General features: G+C 73.6%; 13 protein-coding genes and 1 riboswitch. Of the genes, 10 read left to right on the top strand and 3 right to left on the bottom strand.

Annotated elements, in window-relative coordinates:
• The first annotated feature begins 16 nt into the window (after window positions 1-16).
• On the top strand, window positions 17-490 hold the full coding sequence (locus ACZ6S8_RS27295; protein WP_469460041.1) for a carboxymuconolactone decarboxylase family protein: 474 nt from the start codon (window positions 17-19) through the stop codon (window positions 488-490).
• A 47-nt stretch (window positions 491-537) separates the two neighbouring features.
• Complete coding sequence (locus tag ACZ6S8_RS27290; protein WP_469460040.1) at window positions 538-1,461, top strand: RNA polymerase sigma-70 factor; 924 nt, start codon at window positions 538-540, stop codon at window positions 1,459-1,461.
• Between the two features lie 164 nt (window positions 1,462-1,625).
• Here ACZ6S8_RS27290 and ACZ6S8_RS27285 read toward each other — a convergent pair whose 3' ends face one another.
• The gene (locus ACZ6S8_RS27285) at window positions 1,626-3,692 is read right to left on the bottom strand and encodes a restriction endonuclease (protein ID WP_469460039.1); all 2,067 of its coding nucleotides are present in this window, start codon (window positions 3,690-3,692) and stop codon (window positions 1,626-1,628) included.
• Between the two features lie 189 nt (window positions 3,693-3,881).
• Window positions 3,882-6,338: a DNA gyrase/topoisomerase IV subunit A gene (locus ACZ6S8_RS27280; protein ID WP_469460038.1), complete on the bottom strand. Its 2,457-nt coding sequence runs from the start codon at window positions 6,336-6,338 to the stop codon at window positions 3,882-3,884.
• Between the two features lie 185 nt (window positions 6,339-6,523).
• Here ACZ6S8_RS27280 and ACZ6S8_RS27275 point away from each other — a divergent pair, with 185 nt between their 5' ends.
• The 4 genes from ACZ6S8_RS27275 to ACZ6S8_RS27260 all read left to right on the top strand — a co-directional run bounded on the left by ACZ6S8_RS27275 (window position 6,524) and on the right by ACZ6S8_RS27260 (window position 11,330).
• Entirely contained in the window at window positions 6,524-7,888 is a 1,365-nt protein-coding gene (locus ACZ6S8_RS27275) for a M16 family metallopeptidase (protein ID WP_469460037.1), read from the top strand.
• A 44-nt stretch (window positions 7,889-7,932) separates the two neighbouring features.
• A complete protein-coding gene (locus ACZ6S8_RS27270) occupies window positions 7,933-9,300 on the top strand; it encodes a M16 family metallopeptidase (RefSeq protein WP_469460121.1) in 1,368 nt (455 codons plus the stop codon).
• Window positions 9,301-9,506: 206 nt separating this feature from the next.
• A riboswitch (cyclic di-AMP (ydaO/yuaA leader) is annotated at window positions 9,507-9,666 on the top strand.
• Window positions 9,667-9,678: 12 nt separating this feature from the next.
• The gene (locus ACZ6S8_RS27265; RefSeq protein WP_469460036.1) at window positions 9,679-10,479 is read left to right on the top strand and encodes a M23 family metallopeptidase; all 801 of its coding nucleotides are present in this window, start codon (window positions 9,679-9,681) and stop codon (window positions 10,477-10,479) included.
• Window positions 10,480-10,652: 173 nt separating this feature from the next.
• The gene (locus ACZ6S8_RS27260) at window positions 10,653-11,330 is read left to right on the top strand and encodes a GntR family transcriptional regulator (RefSeq protein WP_469460035.1); all 678 of its coding nucleotides are present in this window, start codon (window positions 10,653-10,655) and stop codon (window positions 11,328-11,330) included.
• Between the two features lie 242 nt (window positions 11,331-11,572).
• Here ACZ6S8_RS27260 and ACZ6S8_RS27255 read toward each other — a convergent pair whose 3' ends face one another.
• A complete protein-coding gene (locus tag ACZ6S8_RS27255) occupies window positions 11,573-11,854 on the bottom strand; it encodes an HPr family phosphocarrier protein (RefSeq protein WP_361773359.1) in 282 nt (93 codons plus the stop codon).
• A 184-nt stretch (window positions 11,855-12,038) separates the two neighbouring features.
• Between ACZ6S8_RS27255 and ACZ6S8_RS27250 the strand changes: the two genes are divergently transcribed.
• The 4 genes from ACZ6S8_RS27250 to ACZ6S8_RS27235 all read left to right on the top strand — a co-directional run bounded on the left by ACZ6S8_RS27250 (window position 12,039) and on the right by ACZ6S8_RS27235 (window position 17,431).
• A complete protein-coding gene (locus ACZ6S8_RS27250; RefSeq protein ID WP_469460034.1) occupies window positions 12,039-14,843 on the top strand; it encodes a bifunctional acetate--CoA ligase family protein/GNAT family N-acetyltransferase in 2,805 nt (934 codons plus the stop codon).
• Window positions 14,844-14,902: 59 nt separating this feature from the next.
• Window positions 14,903-15,502: a DUF5998 family protein gene (locus ACZ6S8_RS27245; protein WP_383929913.1), complete on the top strand. Its 600-nt coding sequence runs from the start codon at window positions 14,903-14,905 to the stop codon at window positions 15,500-15,502.
• A complete protein-coding gene (locus ACZ6S8_RS27240) occupies window positions 15,502-16,707 on the top strand; it encodes an alkaline phosphatase family protein (RefSeq protein WP_469460033.1) in 1,206 nt (401 codons plus the stop codon). The genes ACZ6S8_RS27245 and ACZ6S8_RS27240 overlap by 1 nt, the downstream gene beginning before the upstream one ends.
• A gap of 73 nt (window positions 16,708-16,780) precedes the next feature.
• Window positions 16,781-17,431 carry a thymidine kinase gene (locus ACZ6S8_RS27235; protein WP_469460032.1) on the top strand — a complete coding sequence of 217 codons (651 nt, stop codon included), beginning with the start codon at window positions 16,781-16,783 and terminating at the stop codon, window positions 17,429-17,431.
• The last annotated feature ends 81 nt before the right edge of the window (window positions 17,432-17,512 follow it).

Genomic DNA, 17,512 nt, shown 5'->3' with positions numbered 1-17,512 from the left:
CGGAGGAGCACACGCCATGGACACGCGACTGAACTACTTCGCCGACCCGACCGCCGCCACGGTCCTCAAGCACTTCATGGCGGCGGGCAAGGCGCTCAAGGGCGCGCCGCTGCCGGCCACCACCCAGGAGCTGGTGGCGCTCCGCGTCAGCCAGATCAACGGCTGCGCGGTGTGCATCGACATGCACACGAAGGAAGCCGCCGCCGCGGGCGAGACCCCGGTACGGCTGCACCTGGTCGCGGCCTGGCGGGAGGCCGCGGTCTTCACCGAGGCCGAACGCGCCGCGCTGGAGCTGGCCGAGGAGGGGACCCGGGTCGCGGACGCGGCCGGCGGGGTCGGCGACGACGTGTGGGCGCGCGCCGCCCGGCACTACGACCAGGAGCAGCTCACCGCGCTGGCGGTCCTGATCTCGTTCATGAACGCGGCGAACCGGCTGAACGTCATCGCCCGGCAGCCCGCCGGCGACCACGAGCCGGGCCGGTTCCACTGAACGCGGCCGGCCCGGCGGGAGCAGCGGAAGCGGAAGGGGGGCACGGCATGAGCAAGGTCGAGGAGTTCGAGGAGCTGCGGCCGCTGCTGTTCTCGATCGCCTACCGGATCCTCGGCAGCGTGGGCGAAGCCGAGGACGCGGTGCAGGAGACGTGGCTGCGCTACGACCGCTCGGCGACCCGGCCCGATTCGACCAGGGCGTACCTGTCGGCCGCGGTGACCCGGCTCTCCATCGACGTGCTGCGCTCGGCGCGGGTGCGGCGGGAGGAGTACGTCGGGCCGTGGTTCCCCGAGCCGCTGCTGAGCGATCCGTACCAGGACCCGGCGCGGGCGGTGGAGCTGGCCGACTCGCTGTCGATGGCGGCGCTGCTGCTGCTGGAGCGGCTCAGCCCGCTGGAACGGGCCGTGTTCGTGCTGCGGGAGGTGTTCGGCTTCGGATTCGACGAGGTCGCCGGGTCGGTGGGCCGCTCGGAGGCGGCGTGCCGGCAACTGCTGGTACGGGCACGACGGCACATGCGGGACGGGCGCCCGCGGTTCGCGGCCGACCGCCGGGAGCGGCAGGAGCTGGCGTCGCGGTTCTTCGACGCGCTGCGGGACGGGGACGTGGGCGGGCTGCAGGACCTGCTGGCCGCCGACGTACAGCTGGTCGGCGACGCCGGCGGCAACGCCCCGCAGCTGGCCAACACCGTCGTGGGCGCGGGGAGGGTGGCCCGGGTGCTGGCGGCGGTCTTCCCGCAGCTGACCCGGGTTGAGGTATCGATCGAGCCGCACGAGGTCAACGGGCAGTCCGGGGCGATCCTGCGCGACCGGGACGGCAAGGTGCTCCAGGTCCTGGTCCTGGAGGTGCTGGATGGGCGGATCGGGGCGGTCCGTACGGTGAGCAACCCCGAGAAGATCGGCCACATCGGGCCGGTCGCCGACGCCTGGGCCGTCGCCCGCGCCGTGAAGCGGTCCCGCCGCGGCCCGCACTGACACCGGCCCGGGCCCCGGCCCGGGCCCCGGCCCGGGCAAGGTCCCGGCAAGGCCTCGATCCGATCTGGCCTGGCCCGGCCCGGTTCCGGACCCGGCGCGGGCCGCCCGCGGCGCCTCGCCGCCGCCGCGGGCTCCCCGGGCGCCGCCGACCGTGCACGAGGGCGTCAGGCGACCTCGATGCCGTACTCCCGCAGGAGGTCCTCCAGGCCGCCCCGGTAGCCCTTGCCGCCGATCACGAAGTCCCAGTCGCCGTTCGCCCGGCGCCGGAACGAGCCGAGGACCAGGGCCGTTTCGCCCGCCCGGCCGTCGGAGACCTCCAGCCGGCCGGCTTCCGCGCCCGCCGCGTCGAGGAGCCGGATCCGGGCGTCGGTGAAGCCCGCCAGGTCGCCGTGCGGATCGGCCTCCGGGTCCACGGCGGCCACCAGGACCAGCCGGTCGGCCTCCGGCGGCAGGGCGTCGAAGGTCACCTCGACGGCCGCCTTGTCGGGCGCCGCGTGCGCGCGGGACCGGACCGAACCGTCCGGGGTCCGCGGGTTGTTGAAGAAGACGAAGTGGTCCTCGCTCAGGACCCGGCCGCCCGTGCACACGAGCGCGCACACGTCCAGCGCCACCGAACCCGACCAGGACATGCCGAGCACGTTGTGGTCGGCCGGCGGCTCGGGTTCGGGCGCGCGCTGCGCCGGGACGCTCCCGGCCGCGCCCCCCAACCGCCCCCGCAGCCCGTACTGGTGCAGCAGCTCCACCAGCGCGTCGCCGGGAACCAACTCCAGCGGCTTGCCGTTGGCGAAGGCGTACGACCCCGGCCCGAAGGTCGCGGTGGTGACGAGGACGCCCTTGTTCGCCCCCTTGTCCTGGACGGTGCCGTACAGGTCCCGCACCGCCGTGGGCGGCACGGTGTTGCGGTAGCGCTTGACCTGAACCACGATCCGCCCGCCCCGGATCGGGGCCGGGTCCAGCGCCTCGACGTCCACGCCGCCGTCGCCGGACCGCTGCGTGGTCACCGCCTCCATGCCCATCGCCCGGAACAGCTCGGCGACCAGGTTCTCGAAGGCGATCGGGTCCATCGCGAACAGGTCCGGCTCGTCGTCACCGGCGGCGGCCCCGCCGTGGCTGACCACCCCTCCGCCGACCTCCTCCGGCCTGCGGCCCGGCCGTACGGCCGTCAGCTGGTCGGGCCGCGCCGACAGCTGCCCCCGCAACCCCCCGACGAGGCAGTCCACCGCGCTGACCTGCTCCAGCCGCAGCCCCGAGAAGGCGCTCCGCGGTGCCTGCGCGGTCGCGAGTACGAACTGTGCCTCGTGGCCCGTCACCGGATCGGGGCAGTCCACGAAGCCGTTGACCGCGACCGAGTCCAGCACGCCGAACTCGTCCGCCGCGTACAGCTCGCGCACGACCAGCAGCATGCACTGCGCCAGCAGGTCCCGGTACAGCGCCCGCCGCTCCGTCACCGGACGGGGCCTGACCTTGTCCTGGCCCGTGCTGGGCAGGTACTGCACCGACCTGGCCTCCGGTACCACCGCGTACGCGGGGAGCTCCCAGTCCAGGACCAGCTCGCGCGCGCCGGCGTCGTACGCCGCCGCCACCTGCCGCGGCAGCGCCTCGGGCCAGGCCGCCGAGGCGTACAGGGCGGCCGAGAAGTACTCGACCACCGCCTCCGGATCACCGCCGCGCAGCGCCCCGGCCAGCTCGGCGAGCCCGCTGTTGTGCGCCCGGACGCCGGCGAGCTGGTCCGCCGCCCACCGGTCGTACTGCTGCCGGTACGCGGCCAGCTCCTGCTGCCGCCGGCCCTCCGCGGCGCGGGCGGCCTGCCAGGCCTCGGAGTAGCGGGCGTGCGCCTCGCGCTCGGCCTGGGCCCGGTGGCCCGAGCCGAGGGTCCAGCCGCTGCTCTGCTGCTGGAACTGCTCGATGCGCGGCATCGGCACGGGGTGCGCGAGGGACCCGGGGTCGAAGGGCTCCAGCCGGTCGGGCCGGACGAGGTCGGCCATCCGGAAGCCGGGCGCCCGGCACCCCGCGACCAACACCCCCTGCAGGGCCTCCACCTCGGCGTCGAGCAGCGCGGTCCGCCGCTGCGCCTCGGCCTCGCGGTGCTGGCGCTGGTTGCGCGCCGTCTCCCGCTCGTAGGTCCGCTGACGGCGCTCGGCCTCCCGCTGCTGGACCTGCAGCGTCTGCTGCCGGCGGCGCTGCGCCTGCGCCCAGTCCCCGATCGGTCCGCTGCTCGATCGACGGCTCATCAGCTGTGTCTCCCCCCACCGCGTGCATCGGGGAAAACACTAGTCGGGGGGGGGGGGGGGGGGGGGGGGGGGGCCGCGGCGCCCCCCCCCCCCCCCCCCCCCCCCCCCCCCCCCCCCCCCCCCACGACGCACGCCCTACGGCGCGGACCCCGCCAGCGCGGTGACCACCGCACGCCGACGACGCACGCCCTACAGCGCGGACCCCGCCAGCGCGGTGACCACCGCGGGCAGCGGCGCCCCCGAACCGTCCCGGCGCGGGTCCACCGGCGGCAGCGCGGCCGGAGTGCCGTTGGCGCCGGCCGCGCGGACCGGCGAGCCGCCCGCCCAGGCCAGCACCAGGACGTCCTCGCCCTTCAGGAACCGCTGGCAGCGCACGCCACCGGTCGCGCGGCCCTTGCGCGGGTACTGGTCGAAGGGGGTCAGCTTGCCGGACGTGACCGAGTCGTCCAGCGTCCCGTGCGAGCCCGCCACCGTGAAGACGACGCCGTCCCGCGCCGGGTCGACGGCCGAGAAGTGGATCACCTTGGCGCCGTCGGTGAGCTTGATGCCCGCCATGCCGCCCGCCGGGCGGCCCTGCGGGCGCACCTGGGCCGCCGGGTAGCGGAGCAGCTGGGCGTCGTCGGTGATGAAGACCAGGTCCTCCTCGCCCGTGCGCAGTTCGACCGCGCCGACGATCCGGTCGCCGTCCTTGAGGGTGATGACCTCCAGCTCGTCCTTGTTGGCCGGGTAGTCCGGCACGACGCGCTTGACCACGCCCTGCTCGGTGCCCAGCGCCAGGCCCTGCGAGGACTCGTCCAGCGAGAGCAGGCAGATCACCTTCTCGTCCGCCTCCAGCCCGGAGAGGAACTCCGAGACGGGGGCGCCGCCCGCCAGGTTCGGCGCGGCGTGGGTGTCCGGCAGCTGCGGCAGGTCGATCACCGCGAGCCGCAGCAGCCGCCCGTACGAGGTGACCGCCCCGACGTCCGCCCGGGCGGTCGCCGCGACCTGCGAGACGACCAGGTCGTGCTTGGCGCGGGCGCCGCCCTCCTCCTCCGGCAGGGCGTCGCCGTTCGCCGTCCGGGCGAGCAGGCCCGTCGAGGACAGCAGCACGCGGCACGGGTCGTCCGCGACCTCCAGCGGAACCGCGGCCACCGTGGTGCCCGCCGACTCCAGCAGGACCGTGCGCCGCTCGGTGCCGAACTTCTTGGCGACCGCCGCCAGCTCCGTGGAGACCAGCTTGCGCAGCTCGCTGTCGGAGTCCAGGATCCCGGTCAGCTCGTCGATCTCACCGGTCAGCCGGTCCCGCTCGGACTCCAGCTCCAGCCGGTCGAACTTGGTGAGCCGGCGCAGCGGCGTGTCCAGGATGTACTGGGTCTGGATCTCGCTCAGCGAGAACCGCTCCATCAGCCGCGCCTTGGCCTGCGCGGAGTTCTCGCTGTCCCGGATGAGCCGGATGACCTCGTCGATGTCGATGAGCGCCACCAGCAGGCCCTCGACCAGGTGCAGCCGGTCGCGGCGCTTGGTGCGGCGGAACTCGCTGCGCCGCCGGACGACCTCGAAGCGGTGGTCGAGGTAGACCTCCAGCAGCTCCTTGAGGCCCAGCGTCAGCGGCTGACCGTCCACCAGCGCCACGTTGTTGATGCCGAAGGACTCCTCCATCGGCGTCAGCTTGTACAGCTGCTCCAGCACGGCCTCCGGGTGGAAGCCGTTCTTGATCTCGATGACCAGGCGCAGGCCGTGCGAGCGGTCGGTGAGGTCCTTGACGTCGGCGATGCCCTGGAGCTTCTTCGAGCCGACCAGGTCCTTGATCTTCGCGATGACCTTCTCGGGGCCCACCGCGAAGGGCAGTTCCGTGACGACCAGGCCCTTGCGGCGCGCCGTCACGTTCTCCACGGCCACCGTCGCGCGGATCTTGAAGGTGCCGCGGCCGTTCTCGTAGGCGTCCTTGATGCCCGCCAGGCCGACGATCCTGCCGCCCGTGGGCAGGTCGGGACCCGGTACGAAGCGCATCAGCGCCTCCAGGTCCGCCCCCGGGTGGCGGATCAGGTGGCGGGCGGCGGCGATGACCTCGCCCAGGTTGTGCGGGGGCATGTTGGTGGCCATGCCGACCGCGATCCCGGACGCGCCGTTGACCAGCAGGTTGGGGTACGCGGCGGGCAGTGCCACCGGCTCCCGCTCCTGGCCGTCGTAGTTGGCGGTGAAGTCGACGGTGTCCTCGTCGATCGACTCCGTCATCAGCGACGTGGCGTCGGCCATCTTGCACTCGGTGTAACGCATCGCGGCCGGCGGGTCGTCGTTGCCGAGGGATCCGAAGTTGCCGTGGCCGTCGACCAGCGGCAGCCGCATCGAGAAGGGCTGGGCCATGCGCACGAGGGCGTCGTAGATCGACGCGTCCCCGTGCGGGTGGAGCTTGCCCATGACCTCGCCCACGACGCGGGCGCACTTGACGTACCCCCGGTCGGGGCGCAGGCCCATCTCGTTCATCTGGTAGACGATGCGCCGGTGGACCGGCTTCATGCCGTCCCGGGCGTCGGGCAGGGCGCGGGAGTAGATCACCGAGTACGCGTACTCGAGGAAGGAGCCCTGCATTTCGTCGACGACGTCGATGTCGAGGATCTTCTCCTCGAAATCCTCCGGCGGCGGGGTCTTCGTGCTGCGGCGGGCCATCGCTGCGCGGCTCCTTAACCAAGAAAGAGGTGTGCTGGGGGGTCTGACGCGGACCATTGTGGCCCGAGGCACCGACAACGCCGACTCCGACCCAGGTGTGACCCGGGAACTTCTCCGGCGGCCGACGCGCTTGCATACAGTGGCAGGTCTGACAGAAATCTCTACATCGCGATCGAAGGGACCACATGCCCATGGGTCACACGGCCACAGCTCAGGCCGGCTCCGGCGGCCTGACAGCGACCGAGCACCGGCTGGCCAACGGCCTGCGCGTGGTGCTCTCCGAGGACCACCTGACCCCGGTCGCCGCGGTCTGCCTCTGGTACGACGTGGGCTCGCGCCACGAAGTCAAGGGGCGTACCGGTCTGGCTCACCTCTTCGAGCACCTGATGTTCCAGGGTTCGGCGAGCGTACCCGGCAACGGCCACTTCGAGCTCGTCCAGGGAGCCGGCGGCTCCCTCAACGGCACCACCAGCTTCGAGCGCACCAACTACTTCGAGACGATGCCGACCCACCAGCTGGAGCTCGCGCTCTGGCTGGAGGCGGACCGGATGGGCTCGCTGCTGGCGGCCCTGGACGACGAGTCCATGGAGAACCAGCGCGACGTCGTCAAGAACGAGCGCCGCCAGCGGTACGACAACGTCCCGTACGGCACGGCGTTCGAGCGGCTGACCGCCCTCGCGTACCCCGAGGGCCACCCGTACCACCACACCCCGATCGGCTCGATGGCCGACCTCGACGCCGCCTCCCTGGAGGACGCGCGCCACTTCTTCCGCACGTACTACGCGCCCAACAACGCTGTGCTCTCGGTCGTCGGCGACATCGACCCCGAGCGCACGCTCGCCTGGGTCGAGAAGTACTTCGGCACCATCCCGAGCCACGACGGCAAGCAGCCGCCGCGCGACGGCACGCTGCCGGACGTCATGGGGCAGGAGCTCCGCGAGGAGATCGTCGAGGAGGTGCCGGCGCGCGCCCTGATGGCCGCCTACCGGCTCCCGCACGACGGCACCCGCGAGTGCGACGCCGCCGACGTGGCGCTGACGGTGCTGGGCGGCGGCGAGTCCTCGCGGCTGCACAACCGCCTGGTACGCCGCGACCAGACGGCCGTCGCGGCCGGCTTCGGCCTGCTGCGCCTGGCCGGCGCCCCCTCGCTGGGCTGGCTGGACGTGAAGACGTCCGGCGGGGTCGAGGTGCCCGCCATCGAGGCGGCCGTGGACGAGGAGCTCGCGCGGTTCGCCGCCGAGGGCCCGACGGCCGAGGAGATGGAGCGCGCCCAGGCCCAGCTGGAGCGCGAATGGCTGGACCGGCTGAGCACGGTGTCCGGCCGCGCCGACGAACTGTGCCGCTTCGCGGTGCTGTTCGGCGACCCGCAGCTGGCGCTGACCGCCGTGGGGCGCGTCCTCGACGTCACCGCCGAGGAGGTCCAGGCCGTGGCCGCGGCCCGGCTGCGCCCGGACAACCGCGCGGTGCTCGTCTACGAGCCGCTGGCGGCCGACGCCGACGGGGCCGACGGGAACGACCAGTCCGACGAGAACGAGGGGGCGGAGCAGTGAGCGACACCGCAGCCGACACCGCGGCCGACGCCGTGGCCGTCACGATGACCTTCCACCCGCGCCCCGAGGCCGGCGAGCCGCAGCCGTGGGCCTTCCCGGCCCCCGAGCGCGGTGAGCTGGCCAACGGGCTGACGCTGCTGCGCTGCCACCGCCCGGGCCAGCAGGTGATCGCGGTCGAGGTCAACCTCGCCGCCCCGCTCGACGCGGAGCCCGAGGGCCTGGACGGCGTGGCGACGATCATGGCGCGGGCGCTGTCCGAAGGCACCGACAAGCACTCCGCCGAGGAGTTCTCGGCCGAGCTGGAGCGCTGCGGGGCCACCCTCGACGCCCACGCGGACCACCCGGGCCTGCGGGTCTCCCTGGAGGTCCCCGCCTCGCGCCTGCACAAGGCGCTCGGCCTGCTCGCCGAGGCGCTGCGCGCGCCCGCGTTCGCCGACGCCGAGGTGGACCGCCTGGTGCGCAACCGGCTCGACGAGATCCCCCACGAGCTGGCCAACCCGCAGCGCCGCGCCGCCAAGCAGCTCTCCAAGGAGCTCTTCCCGGCCTCCCTGCGGATGTCCCGCCCGCGCCAGGGCTCCGAGGAGACGGTGGCCCGGATCGACTCCGCGGCCGTACGCGCCTTCTACGAGGCCCACGTGCGCCCCGCCACGGCCACCGCGGTCGTCGTCGGCGACCTGACCGGGATCGACCTGGACGCCGTCCTGGCCGACACCCTGGGCATCTGGACCGGCAACTCCGCCGCGCCGCGGCCCGTGCCGCCGGTGACCGCCGACGACACCGGCCGCGTCGTCATCGTGGACCGGCCGGGCGCGGTCCAGACGCAGCTGCTGATCGGCCGCATCGGGCCGGACCGGCACGACCGCGTCTGGGCGCCCCAGGTGCTCGGCACGTACTGCCTGGGCGGCACCCTGACCTCCCGCCTGGACAAGGTGCTGCGCGAGGAGAAGGGGTACACCTACGGCGTGCGCGCCTTCGGCCAGGTGCTGCGGTCGACCGCGGACGGCAAGGGCGCCTCGATGCTGGCCATCAGCGGCTCGGTGGACACCCCGAACACCGGCCCGGCGCTGGAGGACCTCTGGAAGGTGCTGCGCACCCTCGCGGAGGGCGGGCTGACCGACGCCGAACGGGACGTCGCGGTGCAGAACTTGGTGGGCGTGGCGCCGCTGAAGTTCGAGACGGCCGCCTCGGTGGCCGGCACCCTCGCGGACCAGGTGGAGCAGGAGCTGCCGGACGACTACCAGGCGCAGTTGTACGCCCGGCTGGCCGAGACCGGCACGGTGGAGGCCACTTCGGCGGTGGTGAACGCCTTCCCGGCGAACCGGCTGGTCACGGTGCTGGTGGGCGACGCGTCGCAGATCGAGGCGCCGGTGCGGGCGCTCGGGATCGGTGACGTCAGCGTCGTCACCAACTGACGTCCGTCACCTCACCAACTGACGTGCGCAACAAGGGGCTCTGGCGACTTGTCGACCAGGGCCCCTTTTGTCCATTTAGTGGTGAGGTTGCTTGTATGCGGTGTGGCGTACGCAACAAAAGGGCTCGTCTGTTTGGCGATCGACTGATGATCCGCCTAGCGTCAGCCGTGCTGTTCGTCAGTTGTGCCCGCCGCACCCGCGGCACCGGACAGCGATCGCCGAGTCCCCGTCAGGCGCGAGCCTGGGGAGCCGGGGACCCACATCAGTCCCTGGGGTGAATCGGGCCGCCTCGCAAGAGGAAGCCCGTAGGAGACCTTCCTGCTCCGAACCCGTCAGCTAACCCGGTAGGCGAGAGGGAAGGAAAGGATCAACCTCTTCATGGCGTTTGGCAGTCGTACCGCCGGCTCCGGCAAGCACCGCGGTTCCAGCCGTCTGAGCCGCAAGACCGCCGGCTACGCCGGTATAGCCGCCCTCGCCACCACGGGCGTCGTCGGTTCCCTCGCCGGCCCGGCCTTCGCCGCGGACGGCAACACCGAGCACTCCGTCCCCGACGCCGGATACGACGCGGTCGTCGTCGGCGGCGAGCTCGCGGGTGACATCCAGGACCAGGCCGAGTCGCAGCAGCGCGCCGCCGAGCACGCGGCCGCCAAGGCCCAGGCCGAGGCCGAGGCCAAGCAGCGCGCCGCCGAGGCCAAGCGCCTCGCCGAGGCCAAGGCGAAGGCCGAGCGGGACGCCGCCGAGCGTGCGGCCCGCGAGGAGGAGCGCAAGCGCCTCAACACCTTCGTCGCGCCCGTCGGCGGCGGCATCAGCACCCACTACCACGCGGGTGGCGGCATGTGGTCCTCCGGCAGCCACACCGGCATCGACTTCCGCGCCTCCTCCGGCACCTCGGTCCACGCCGTGGGCGCGGGCACCGTCGTCGAGGCCGGCTGGGGCGGCGCGTACGGCAACAACGTCGTCATCAAGCACAACGACGGCACGTTCACCCAGTACGGGCACATGTCCTCGCTGAGCGTCTCCGTCGGCCAGCAGGTCACCCCGGGCCAGCAGATCGGCCTGTCGGGCTCCACCGGCAACTCCAGCGGCCCGCACCTGCACTTCGAGGCCCGCACCGGCGCCGACTACGGCTCGGACATCGACCCGGTCTCGTACCTGCGCTCGCACGGCGTCAGCCTCTGACCCGTACGACCCCGCGCACGACCCACGCTTCGCCGAAGACCCCGACTCGCACCGCGAGCCGGGGTCTTTTGCGAATGTTTCGCTTTTCCGGCCGCTCTCGGAAATTATCGTGTGTTGCAATAGAGTCGCAGCACACTCTGGCACGGCAGTCGGAAATAGGCGGAGGTTCGGTCTTGCGTATTCCTGCGCACGCGGTATGCACGGCAATTCGCGACGACATCGTCTCCGGGGTCTTCGAGCCGGGCAGCAGACTCACCGAAGAGGTCCTCGCCCGCCGGTACGGCGTCTCGCGGGTTCCGGTCCGCGAGGCGCTGCGGACCCTGGAGTCCGAAGGGTTCGTGACCACGCGGCGGCACGCCGGCGCCTGGGTGGCCGAGCCGACGGCGCAGGAGGCGGCCGACCTCCTGGAACTGCGGATGCTGCTGGAGCCCCTCGCCGCCGCCCGGGCCGCGCGACGGCGCACCGAAGCCCACCTGAAGGTGCTCCGCGGGCTGGTCAGACTGGGCCAGGAACGGGCCAGGCGGGGCCAGGGAGAGGACCTGCGGTCCCTGGGCGGCTGGTTCCACGAGACGCTGGCCCAGGCGTCGGGCAGCCCGGGCCTGATCGCGCTGCTCACGCAGATGCGGCACAAGGTCGCGTGGATGTACGTGGTCGAGCCCCCGGCCCGGCCCGCGGAGTCCTGGGCGGAGCACGGCGCGATCGTGGACGCGGTGGCCCGGGGGGACGCGGAGCGGGCGCGCGCCCTGACCGCGATGCACGCGGACCGCGCCGCGGCGGCGCACCGGCCGCGGCCGCGGGCCGCCGTGAGGACTTCGCAACCTGCCGTAAACATGTCGAGCGGCCGTCATTAACAGGCGCCGTATACAAAGGACGGGTATCCGCGCGCCGCTGCCGGAATTCCGGGGCGGTGCCCTTTCGACGTGCTGCCGAATTCATGTGGTGCAGTCGAATTCCCGGCCGCGCTGAATTCCTCCGCCCGTATTTCGGTGCGGTGGGGCGCGCCGCCCGCCGGAGCGCGGGGAACGCGGAAGCCGCGGTCCCCCAGGGGTGGGGGCCGCGGCTTCCGGGTACGGGTGTGGTCGAACCCGAAGGGTCAGACGGTCTCGGGGAGCTCGTCGAGGCCCTCGGCCACCAGCTTCGCGAGGCGGTCCAGCGCGGCGTCCGCACCCTCCGCCTCGGAGGCGAGGACGATCTCCTCGCCGCCCTGGGCGCCCAGGCCCAGGACCGCCAGCATGGAAGCGGCGTTGACGGGGTCGCCGCCCGCCTTCGCGATGGTCACCGGGACGCCGGAAGCGGTCGTCGCCCGGACGAAGATCGAGGCGGGACGAGCGTGCAGGCCCTCGGCCCAGCCGACGTTGACGCGGCGCTCTGCCATGGTGATGCCCTTCAGGTTCTTACGGTTGTCTAGACCAGTCTCTCACGACGCCCCGAATGCTCCGACCGACCTTCGGCCCTGATGTTCCGGCGTTCGGCCTTCCCCAGCTTGCACCGAATTGCCCTGGCTTGCCTAACGCGCCGCGCGAGCGCTGCCGCGCCGGTACCGGCCGTAAGGTGGCCCCATGACCACCGAGTCGGACCCCGCGTACCCGGCCCACTGGGAGGCCGATGTCGTCCTGCGCGACGGCGGCACCGCCCGGATCAGGCCCATCACCACCGAGGACGCGGCGCGTCTGGTCAGCTTCTACGAGCAGGTCTCGGACGAGTCGAAGTACTACCGCTTCTTCGCCCCCTACCCCCGGCTCTCCGACCGGGACGTGCACCGCTTCACGCACCACGACTACGTGGACCGGGTCGGCCTCGCCGCGACCATCGGCGGGGAGTTCATCGGCACCGTCCGCTACGACCGGATCGGCGCCGACGGCCGGTCCGCCACCGGCCCCTCCGACGAGGCCGAGGTCGCCTTCCTCGTCCAGGACGCCCACCAGGGCCGCGGGGTCGCCTCCGCCCTGCTCGAACACATCGGCGCGGTCGCCCGCGAGCGCGGCATCCGGCGGTTCGCCGCCGAGGTGCTGCCCGCCAACACCAAGATGATCAAGGTGTTCAAGGACGCCGGATACGAGCAGAAGCGCAGCTTCGAGGACGGCTCCGTCCACCTCACCCTCGGCCTCGAACCCACCGCCGAGTCCCTGGCCGTCCAGCGCGCCCGCGAACAGCGCGCCGAGGCCCGCTCCGTGCAGCGGCTGCTCGCCCCCGGCTCGGTCGTGGTGGTCGGCGTCAGCCGCTCCGGCGCCGGCGTGGGCGCCGCGGCCCTGCGCAACCTGCGCGACAGCGGCTTCCGCGGCCACCTCTACGCGGTGAACGAGGCCGTCACGCGCGACCTCGTCGACGGCGTACGGGCCTACCGCTCGGTCGGCGCCATCGGAGCCCCCGTCGACCTCGCCGTCATCGCCGTCCCCGCCGACCGCGTCCCCGAGGCCGTGGCCGCCTGCGGCGACCACGGGGTGCAGGGGCTCGTCGTCCTGTCCGCCGGATACGGGGAGAGCGGCCCGGCCGGCCTCGCCCGCCAGCGCGAACTCGTCCGCCAGGTCCGCTCGTACGGCATGCGCCTCATCGGGCCGAACGCCTTCGGGGTGATCAACACGGCGCCGGAGGTGGAGCTCAACGCCTCCCTCACCCCCGCGCCGATGCCGATGCGCGGCCGGATCGGCCTGTTCACGCAGTCCGGAGCCATCGGCATCGCCCTGCTCTCCGCCCTGCTGCGGCGCGGCGAGGGGCTGTCGTCGTTCGTCTCCGCGGGCAACCGGGCCGACGTCTCGGGCAACGACATCCTCCAGTACTGGTACGAGGACGACACCACCGACGTCGCCCTGCTCTACCTCGAAACCCTGGGCAACCCGCGCAAGTTCACCCGCCTCGCCCGCCGCACCGCGGCCGAGAAGCCCGTGGTCGTCGTCCGGGGCGGCCGCCACACCCCGGCCGGGCACGTCGTGCCGGGCACCCGGCTGCCGGACGCCACCGTCTCCGCCCTGCTGCGGCAGGCCGGCGTGATCCGGGTCGACACCGTCACCGAGCTCGTCGACGTCGGCCTGCTGCTGGCGGCCCAGCCGCTGCCCGCCGGCCCCCGCATCGCGATCCTCGGCAACTCCGAGTCCCTCGGCGTCCTCACCTACGACGCCTGCCTCGCGCAGGGCCTGCGCCCGCTGCCGCCGCTCGACCTGACCACGGCCGCCTCCCCGGCGGACTTCCGGACCGCCCTGGCCGCCGCGCTGGCCTCCGACGACTGCGACGCCGTGATCGTCACCGCGATCCCCTGGGTGAACGAGCAGGCCCCGGCCGACGACCTGGCGGGCGCCCTGCGCGCCGCCGTCGCCGAGGTGCCGGGCAAGCCCGTGGCCGTGGTCCACGTGGAGCTCGGCGAGCTCGTCGAGGCACTGTCCGCCGTACGGGGGACCGCCCCGCGCCCCTCCGTCCCGGCGCCGCCCCGGGAGGAGCCCGCCACCGCCCCGTCCGGGCCCCCGGCCGGGCACCCCCGCGCCGGGGAGCCGGCCGCCGGGACCCGGATCCCCGCCTATCCCGCCGGCGAGCGGGCCGTCAAGGCCGTCGCGGAGGCCGTCCGCTACGGCCAGTGGCGCCGGGGCCTCGCCGACTCCGGTGCGGTCCCGGGGTACGAGGACATCGACGAGGCCGGGGCCGCCGACCAGCTGACCGGGCTGCTGGCCGGCACCGCCGAGGGGACCGTGCTGACCCTCGGCGAGTGGGAGGCCCGCGAGCTGCTCGGCCGCTACGGCATCCGCGTCCTGACCACCCTGCCCGCGCCGAGCGCCGACGCGGCGGTCCGGGCCGCCGCGATCCTGGGCTACCCGGTGGCCCTGAAGACGACCGCCCCCCACCTGCGCCACCGGGCGGACCTGGGCGGCGTACGGCTCGACCTCACCGGCGAGGCCGAGCTGAGGCGGTCGTACGAGGAACTCACCCAGGCGCTCGGCAAGCCGGCGGAGCTCCAGCCCGTGGTGCAGGCGATGGTCCCGCGCGGCGTCGACACCGTCGTACGGTCCGTCATCGACCCGGGGGCCGGCGCCGTCCTCTCCTTCGGGCTCGCGGGCGTCCCCTCCGAGCTGCTCGGCGACACCGCCCACCGCCTGGTCCCCGCCACCGACCGTGACGTGGCCGCGCTGATCCGCTCCATCCGGGCGGCGCCGCTCCTCTTCGGCTGGCGCGGCAGCGCGCCCGTGGACACCCCGGCCCTGGAGGAGCTGCTCCTGAGGCTGTCCCGGCTCGTCGACGACCACCCCGAGGTGGTCGGGGTCTCGCTGGAGCCGGTCGTGGTGGCCGCCGAGGGCCTCTCCGTGCTCAGTGCGACCGTCCGGGTCGCCCACCCGCCGGCCCGCGGCGACCTCGGCCCGCGGACCCTGCCCAGCTACTGAGGGTAGCGAGCGGGTACGGCGCGGCCGGGGCGCCCCGTGCGGGCCTTAGGATGGACCTCATGGCGAAATCCGGTACGACGACCCAGGGGCTGCGCACGGCGATCGAGCGCAGCGGCTACTACCCGGCCCTCGTGGCCGAGGCCGTGGAGGCCGCGGTCGGCGGCGAGCCGATCTCGTCGTACCTGGTCCACCAGGAGACGACCTTCGACTCCAACGAGGTGCGCCGCCACGTCACCGTGCTGGTCCTCACCGGCAACCGCTTCATCGTCAGCCACACCGACGAGCAGGCGGCCGACGCGGGCTCCCCGTCCCCGTACGCGACCACGTCCACCGAGTCGGTCAAGCTCTCCAGCATCTCCTCCGTCGTGCTCAGCCGCGTCGTCGCCAACCCGGAGTCCTACACCCCGGGCACCCTGCCCCGCGAGGTCGTCCTGACCATCGGCTGGGGCGCCGTCTCCCGGATCGACCTGGAGCCGGCCGCCTGCGGCGACTCCAACTGCGACGCCGACCACGGCTACACCGGCAACTCCACCGCGGACGACCTCAGCCTGCGGGTCAGCGAGGCGGGCGACGGCCCGGAGGCCGTGCGCCAGACCCTGGTCTTCGCGCAGGCGCTCAGCGAAGCGACGGCGGCCACCTCCGCCCCCGCCGCCCGCTGATGGCGCAGCCCGCGGCGCACCAGTGGGCGGACGAGCCGGAACCGCTGGACCCGGCCGGCGCCCCGGTGCCGGAGTACGGCACCGGCTCGCTCGCCGACCTGCTGCCGACCCTCGTCGCAGGCCAGGGCGTGCCCGGCTTCACCGCCGCCATCGCGGAGCTGACCCCGGCCGACCGGAACTGCGTGTTCCTGGTCGACGGCATGGGGTGGGAGCAGATCAAGGCCCACCCGGACGAGGCCCCGTACCTCACCTCCCTCCTCGCCGGCTCGCGCGGCGGCACCGGCCGCCCGATCACCGCGGGGTTCCCGGCGACGACCGCGACCTCGCTGGCCTCCGTTGGCACCGGCCTGCCGCCGGCCCGCCACGGCCTGCCCGGGTACGCCGTGCGCAATCCGGCCACCGGCGAACTGATGAACCAGCTCCGCTGGCAGCCGTGGACGGCGCCGAAGCCCTGGCAGCCGTACCCGACCGTCTTCCAGCTGGCCGACAAGGCCGGGGTCGCGACCGCGCAGGTGTCCTCGCCCGCGTTCCAGACCACTCCGCTGACCAAGGTCGCGCTGAGCGGCGGGACGTTCCTCGGCCGTATGACGGGCGAGGACCGCATGGACCTGGCGGCCGAGCGCCTCGCGGCGGGCGACCGCTCGCTCGTGTACACGTACTACAGCGAGCTCGACGGCGCCGGCCACCGGCACGGCGTGGACTCCGACGCCTGGCGCGGCCAGCTGATGTACGTCGACCGCCTGGTGCAGCGCCTGGCCGAGCAACTTCCGCCGCGGACCGCCCTGTACGTGACGGCGGACCACGGCATGGTGGACGTCCCGTTCGACGAGGACGCCCGGATCGACTACGACGACGACTGGGAGCTGGGCGCGGGCGTGGCCCTGCTGGGCGGCGAGGGCCGGGCCCGGCACGTCTACGCGGTGCCGGGCGCCGCAGCCGACGTACTGACCGTGTGGCGCGAGGTGCTCGGCGACCGGTTCTGGGTCGCGAGCCGCGAAGAGGCCCTGGAACTGGGCTGGTTCGGCCCGCCGGGGGAGTGCGACGAGCGGGTCCTCGGCCGGATCGGGGACGTGGTCGCCGCCGCCCAGGCGGACGTGGCGATCACCGCCTCGCGGAACGAGCCCAACGAGTCCGCCCTCGTGGGCATGCACGGCTCCATGACGGCGGCCGAGCAGCTGGTCCCGCTGCTCGAAATCCGCTCCTGACGCCGCCCGGAGGCCCCGTCGTCTCCGGGCCCGCACCACCACTCACCACGACCTGAAAGGCCCCGTACTCCCCATGCCCGAGCTGGTGTTCTTCTCCGGAACGATGGACTGCGGAAAGAGCACACTGGCGCTCCAGATTGCGCACAACCGCGACGCGCGCGGCCTGCAGGGCGTGATCTTCACCCGCGACGACCGCGCGGGGGAGGGCAAGCTGTCGTCCCGCCTGGGCCTGGTGACGGAGGCGGTGGAGGCGCCGGAGGGCATGGACCTGTACGCGTACGTGGTCGCCCGGCTCACCAAGGGCGGCAAGGCGGACTACGTGATCGTGGACGAGGCGCAGTTCCTCGCGCCCGACCAGATTGACCAGCTGGCCCGGATCGTGGACGACCTCGGCATGGACGTGTTCGCGTTCGGCATCACGACGGACTTCCGCACGAAGCTCTTCCCGGGCTCGCAGCGGCTGATCGAGCTGGCGGACCGCCTGGAACAGCTCCAGGTGGAGGCCCTGTGCTGGTGCGGCGCCCGCGCCACGCACAACGCCCGGACGATCGACGGCGAGATGGTCGTCGAGGGCGCCCAGGTCGTCGTCGGCGACGTGAACCGCCCGGCGGGGGAGATCGGTTACGAGGTCCTCTGCCGCCGCCACCACCGCCGCCGCACGACCTCGTCCGCGGCGCAGGCGGGCGCCCTCTCCCCGGACGTCCTCCCGGTCAACCACGCCTGAGCGGGCGGGCCCGAATACGGCGGGCGCGAGGGTGGACGCCGTCGACTCGGGTCGCACGCCGCCGGCACCTGGCGGGTGCGT

Source organism: Streptomyces sp. NPDC048461, assembly GCF_055587105.1.
This window is presented reverse-complemented; position numbering and strand designations above follow the sequence as displayed.